At 40.3% G+C, this 6,416-nt stretch carries 5 protein-coding genes and 1 riboswitch; of the genes, 4 read left to right on the top strand and 1 reads right to left on the bottom strand.

Features of this window, described 5'->3' with window-relative positions:
• Positions 1-86: 86 nt before the first annotated feature.
• The 3 genes from AC29Z1_RS11555 (at position 87) to AC29Z1_RS11545 (ending at position 2,809) form a co-directional block, all read left to right on the top strand.
• On the top strand, positions 87-824 hold the full coding sequence (locus tag AC29Z1_RS11555) for a GGDEF domain-containing protein (RefSeq protein ID WP_488271613.1): 738 nt from the start codon (positions 87-89) through the stop codon (positions 822-824).
• A gap of 133 nt (positions 825-957) precedes the next feature.
• Entirely contained in the window at positions 958-1,941 is a 984-nt protein-coding gene (locus tag AC29Z1_RS11550) for a helix-turn-helix transcriptional regulator (RefSeq protein ID WP_488271612.1), read from the top strand.
• 394 nt (positions 1,942-2,335) lie between these two features.
• Positions 2,336-2,809, top strand: coding sequence for a TspO/MBR family protein (locus AC29Z1_RS11545; protein ID WP_488271611.1), 474 nt, complete (start codon positions 2,336-2,338; stop codon positions 2,807-2,809).
• 546 nt (positions 2,810-3,355) lie between these two features.
• On the opposite strand, the gene AC29Z1_RS11540 is transcribed toward AC29Z1_RS11545, so the two are convergent.
• Positions 3,356-5,332, bottom strand: coding sequence for a methyl-accepting chemotaxis protein (locus AC29Z1_RS11540; protein ID WP_488271610.1), 1,977 nt, complete (start codon positions 5,330-5,332; stop codon positions 3,356-3,358).
• A 254-nt stretch (positions 5,333-5,586) separates the two neighbouring features.
• A riboswitch (cyclic di-GMP riboswitch) is annotated at positions 5,587-5,670 on the top strand.
• Between the two features lie 82 nt (positions 5,671-5,752).
• Here AC29Z1_RS11540 and AC29Z1_RS11535 point away from each other — a divergent pair.
• Positions 5,753-6,416, top strand: a 664-nt coding sequence (locus AC29Z1_RS11535; protein WP_488271609.1) for a cache domain-containing protein, incomplete at its 3' end; no start/stop codon positions are given.

Genomic DNA, 6,416 nt, shown 5'->3' with positions numbered 1-6,416 from the left:
AGGAGAAGTTGCCGTACTAGAACCCTGATGGTGCTAGCCAACGGATTGCTGGCAAATAGTTGCATAGATAGAATAGGGGGATTGCGATGCTTTGCCTGCCATGCGATACGGACAAACATAATTATAAAAAAGGCATTGTTATTATTTTGATAACAGTGGTTAGTTTAGCAGCTTATGCTAAGTTAACCACTGACATAGTGGAATTAAAAGACTGGATTGCAGAGGCAAGTATTGTGCAAGTACTATTGGCTGTTGCATTACTATCGATAGGATTCAATTTATCTCTTGTCAGTCAGTGCTATTCTCTTCATAATCAAATAAAAAAATATCGGGAATTGATACGAGAACTTTGTCACCAACGTGATTGTGATATGCTGTCAGGATTAAAAAACCGCAATGCCTTCACTCGGTTTGCAGAGCAAATAGAGAAAGAAGGAATAGGGGTATCTGTCATTTTTTGTGATATTGACGGTTTGAAAATTATTAATGATACGCTTGGACACGTAGCAGGCGATTCTGTTATTCGAAAGGTAGGCGAAATCCTCAGAGAAAGCTCGCCGTCTGATGCCCATCTTTTTCGGATAGGGGGTGACGAGTATATTATGGTGTTTACGCGGATTTTGACTGAAGAAGAACTTAAGGAATGCAAGAAATTGATTAAGGAAAGAATTGTCAACTACAATACTTGTCATCCGTCCATTCCTTTAAGCATGTCAATTGGTTTTGCTGCGACTTCAATAGCTAACAAGCGTTTTTGGGACGTCGTTCAACAAGCAGATTATAATATGTACCAGGAAAAACATAATTGCAAGGAAAAAGTATAGCGTAATTTGAAATCTGCATTGTGAGTAAAATTTTGAATTGTTATGTAAAAAATAGCAAATATGGAAGGATTAATTTACCAAATTGTTGAATGTAAGAAAATTAATTGTTTTTGTCGGACAGAAGGTGTAATTAATGGCTGATCAGGATACATGTCTAAAAACATATCGAATATTATCTATATTCAGGCGGCTTAGTCGCGGTGAAACTATTCAAAAGGCTACTGAAGCTAAACGGTTTAATGTAACGGAGAAAAGCATTCAGCGCGATATTGATACAATTAGAGATTTTTTGGCGACTGAATATAGAGAAGGAGAAGAGTGTGAGGTTATTTGGTCACCATCTCTAAAAGGCTATACAATGATAAATAAAAGAAAACAATGGTTGGAAAAATATGATGTTTTGGCAATCGCCAAAGTTCTGCTAGAAAGCCGAGCCTTTTGCCATTCGGAGATGGATGCCCTGTTGGATAAGTTATTGTTGCAGGTCTCCCCCGCCGAACAGCAACATATTCGGGAAATTATTCGCAATGAAAAATTTCATTACGCGCCTGTGAAGCATGGCAAAAAGCTCATTCAAAGTCTGTGGACAATAAGTAAGGCTATACGAGAACAATGGAAGATAAGACTTTGCTATAAAAAAGAAAACGATGACCAGGATATTATTCGTATTGTTGAGCCACAAGGTATTATTTTTTCTGAATATTATTTTTATCTGATTGCCTGCATCTGTAATACTGACTATGAATTTCCTGCTATCTACCGGATAGACCGGATTCGAGAAATGACAGTTTTACCAGAACATTTCGCCATATCATATTGTAAACGGTTTGAAGAAGGCGAATTTCGTAAGCGGGTTCAATTTATGCACTCAGGGCCGCTTTTGCATATCAGGTTTAAGTATTGGGGAAAGTCTCTAGATGCTGTGATGGACAGGTTACCAACCGCTAAAGTAATAGAAAGTGACGGGAAAGTTACCTTGATTGAAGCAGAGGTTTTTGGCGAGGGAATTAAAATGTGGTTGCTTAGTCAGGCAGAATTTTTAGAGGTTGTGGGGCCGGAAGAGTTCCGTAAAGAAATAAAACGGACAATTGATAGGATGTCAAAAAACTATAATTGATGATAGGATAGATGACAATAGATAGGTATAGTAAACCGAGCTGGGTGAAAGCGCTCGGTGTAAAGGAAGTGCCAGTATTAAATATTATAGATGCTGTTTAGATGAGATTAAAAGAATTTGATATATGTAAAGCATTCGCAGAGGGTTTTGTAAAATCTACTATTGCTCTTCCTGGACAGATTGGAGCATTCACGCTAAACGCGTGCATATTGCCGACCTGTTCAGGGAAAATAGTAGCTAAGGTGCAATGAGCGAATAACTTTCATATAAGACACACCTTTGAGTAATCGTTTTTGGTTACTCGTTCCGGTCAAAGGACGGTGTTGTCTTCTTCTTTTTTTCTCAATAACTCCTACAATAACAACTTTAAGACTAACTTTGAGGAGAGTTTGGCATGGAGATGAAAAAACTGTTGCCCAGTTTGATATTATGTCTTGGTGCAGGAGGCATTGGCGCTTACTTTACTATACCATCGATTCACAATTGGTACGAGCTGTTACAAAAGCCAATATTTACACCACCCAATTGGGTCTTTGGGCCAGTGTGGGCAGTATTGTATATCTTAATGGGTATCGCCTTGTATATCGTATGGAAAAAGCAAGGTCAGAGGGAACAAAATAAGGCAGCAAGTTACACCTGGTTTGGAATACAGTTGGTGTTAAATGTAGTATGGTCGGTAGTTTTTTTCGGACTTCACTTAATATTTGGCGGACTGATAATTATTGTTGCATTATGGTTTTCCATTGCGATGACAATCAGAGCTTTTAGTAATCAATCGACTATTGCTGCTTGGCTTCTAGTTCCCTATTTAATGTGGGTGTCGCTTGCCTGTGCATTAAACTATAGCTTTTGGCGTTTAAATGGCTAATATTTCAAACACGCGATATAAAACCACTTATTGACAAGTGATAAATAAAATGCAAACTGTAAAAGTAGGATAAAGCCTTTGGAGTCTCAAGCTCTAGGGCTTTTTTGTGACTATGACTAAGGAGCTTGTGATCGAAGCGCTTGATCGTGCTGTTCGAACATCCAAACCTAAAGCAGGAGTCATTAAGTTAGATTTACACAGGTCATTAACAAACGAATACCTCGCATCCATTGGTTATGATGATATAGCCAAAAGATACGAGGTAATGTACTTAAACGATTGAACTGCCGTATACCGAACGGTACAAAATTAGTTGTTTTAACATGTTTACCCGGTAGACTAAAGTAGGGCATACAATAGGTTTTCTTTTTCGTACTTTATGCATAATGGGGGAGGCTGTTTTTATTTTCCTAAGGAATAAGAAATCAGGCCCCGAACATTATGAAAACTAGTACGATTAATTACAAAGGCATTGCTAGAACCTAAAATTAAGCTTATTGACAGTTTGTTCTTCTGACTAAGATGTTGGTGGTACAAGTTAGCTTTCTAAATCTTAAACTTACTCACGGCCAGTGTCAGTTCTTCGGCCATTTTAGCAAGGGCCTGGCTGGATGCTGCTATCTCCTGCATGGTTGCCGATTGCTCTTCGGTAGCTGCTGATACACTTTGTGACTGGGTAGCTGCTTCCTTGGATATGGCGTCGATTTGGTTTACGGAGTTAACCACCTGCTGGCTGCCGCTAGCCATTTGGTGGACTGCTGTAGAAACCTCGCGGATTTGGCTGGATACCTCTCCGATTGATTTGATAATTTCACGAAATGCCTGACCTGCGTTAGTGACAACCTCGGCTCCGGTACGCACTACCTTGGTTCCTTCATTCATCGCCAGAACCGCACTATCGGTATCTTTCTGAATTTCGGCTATCAGTACGGCGATTTGTTTGGCTGCTTCTTCGGACTGTTCCGCTAGTTTACGAACCTCGTCGGCAACGACGGCAAAGCCACGACCCTGTTCTCCTGCCCGGGCAGCCTCAATGGCGGCGTTCAAAGCCAAAAGGTTTGTTTGGCCGGCTATACCGGAAATGGTATCAACGATTTGACCGATTTCCTTGGAGCGTTCACCAAGTTTTACAACAACCTCGGCTGAACGAACAACTGTATTTTCAATATGTTGCATCTGACTTACCGCTTGTTCTACAGCCTGACTACCCACGCGGGCTGCCTCGGCCGATTTGTCGGCGGTATTGGAAACGGTACTGGCATTAACAGCTACCTGCTGGATACTAGCAGACATCTGGGTTACGGTAGTTACTGTTTCCTCTACAGCTTGTAATTGCTTTTCGGCACCGCTGGCTACCTCAGTTATTGCTTGAGCTACCTGGTTAGCTGCCTGAGCGGACTGATCGGCGCTGGCGGTAAGCTCTTCTGATGCGGCGGCAACTTGTTCGGTTACTCGTTTTACCTGTTTGATAAGGTCGGCAAGATTAGTTTGCATTTCGGCGATGGAGTCGGCTAACTGGCCGATCTCGTCATTCGATGTATATCGGCGCGATTTTCCACTAAAATCACCGGCAGCGACTTCTTTCAAATATGTTGCCATTACGCGTAATGGGCCGACTATTTTCCTAGTAATGAACGTGACGGCAAGGGCTGTTAAGATTAAAACAATAATAATCGTTAGGGCAGAAATGCTTGTCAGTGATGACACAAGTCCTGTAACTTCGGCCTTTGGTACTGTTATGGCGAGCGACCAATTGGCCCCTGGGATTGGCGCATAGGCGAAAAAGGATTCTTGCCCTTGACTATTTATAATACTACTTATTCCTTGTTCTCCTTTAATCATCTGTTCGGTTATCTGCTTTATTTTGGGGTCATTGACATTATCTTTCAGTGGATTAAATTTCATCGCCATATCTTTATTGGGATGAATGATGTAGAGACCATCACTTTGTACGAGAATACCGTAGCCGGTCTGACCGATCTTAATCGAATTGACGATCTTTTCGAGTTCGGTGATTTCAATGGATCCGACAAGTACTCCTATAACCTCATGATCTCGTTTGATGGGTACAGCCATTAATATACCCATTTTCGACGTCACCATAGATTTGATTGGGTCGACAATGGAGGTGTTTCCTTTCAGGGCATCCTGGATGTAAGCTCGGTTTTTAAGGTTGCCTTGGACACCGTGGACATCATGTATATTTCCATCGAGATCAACCCAAAAAATATTCTCATAGAGTTTGTTATTATTGAGTTCTGCTTTTAAATACGACAACATGGCTTCGCGATTGCCACTGGTCATAATTGGTGAACGGGCGATGGCAGCCATTTCCGTCCGGCGGATTTCCAGCCAGTGGCCGATTTCACCAGCAATGGATTTAGTAATAGCTTGCTGGTTTTCAGTAACATTGTCGCTGATGATTGTCCGCGCCTTCCAGTAATTTAGCCCTCCCAATGTACACATCGCTACAAAGATAATTGCTAAGATCATACATGTGAGTTTTGTCTGAATGCTTCTCAAGTTACGTCAACCTCCACCCATTATAAATAACTTATATATATGTATATACTACTAATTATTCTAAAATTCCTGCATTTCACACAAAATATCTGGTAGATGGACAAATAAGGTGAAGGGTGCGCCCCCATTATGATATTCAAAAACATAGCCAGTATGATGTATACTTGCCATTATTTGACGAATTACCTTGAATTTTGGAATAATATGTCGTAGAATTGATAAAGTGTATTACATACAATAACAATTGGGGTATATTGCGACAAAGGATCCTTAGCGAAAGCTAAAGACGCAAAGCTATGATCCTTCCAGATCTTGCTAATGTTTGTCAGGCTACCGAAACCATCTTTTTTTGTCGCTACTTGCGGCTTTTTATTTTTGTCCATTTTTAATTAAATAATAAAAAAACAGGGAGGATTTCATTTGAAGCTCAGAACACGGTTATTTGTAATGCTCTTAACTACTAGCTTAATCCCACTACTCATTTTTTCGGTTTTATCCGTATCCTCTTTTGTCTCTAATTCTCAACAGGCTACTTATCAAATTAGCCAGGACAAATTAGAAATTGTTAAAGCAGAAATCAATGGAACCCTTGAAAAGAATTTCAACACGATACATATGGTTGCCAACCAACCTGCTATTCGCAATTTTGATTTAGTGAATGCGAAACAAATTCTAGTGGATGCCGCAAAAGTCAATCCCGATCTTGTTATGGCTCTTGACAATGCCCAAGGTCAACAAGTTATTAAAAGTACTGATGATGCTTTTACTAACGTTAGCGAGCGAGAATTTTTTAAAAACGCTATGAATGGAACAGAAGAGTATGTATCCGATATTCTCCTTTCCAAGGTTACCGGTAAATTGAATGTTGTTATTTCTACGCCTATTCGTGATATGAATAACAATATTGTCGGCGTTTTACAGGCAAGTACGGAGCTATCCAAAGTTAGTGACTTTGTCACTGCGCTGTCAAAAAACGGTTCAACCGTCTATGTGCTCTCCAGACAAGGAACGGTATTGGCCCATCCTAATACCGAATATGTCCAAAAGCAAGAAGATTTTAGTTCTTTAGATTTTGTGAAAACAG

Source organism: Sporomusa sp., assembly GCF_057736855.1.
The sequence above is the reverse complement of the archived record's forward strand: the minus strand, read 5'-3'. Positions and strand labels throughout refer to the sequence as shown.

Bases quoted from the DNA above. Each gene is read 5' to 3' on its own strand.
- AC29Z1_RS11545 (WP_488271611.1), top strand. From the start codon at position 2,336: ATGGAGATGAAAAAACTGTTGCCCAGTTTGATATTATGTCTTGGTGCA.
- AC29Z1_RS11550 (WP_488271612.1), top strand. From the start codon at position 958: ATGGCTGATCAGGATACATGTCTAAAAACATATCGAATATTATCTATA.
- AC29Z1_RS11555 (WP_488271613.1), top strand. From the start codon at position 87: ATGCTTTGCCTGCCATGCGATACGGACAAACATAATTATAAAAAAGGC.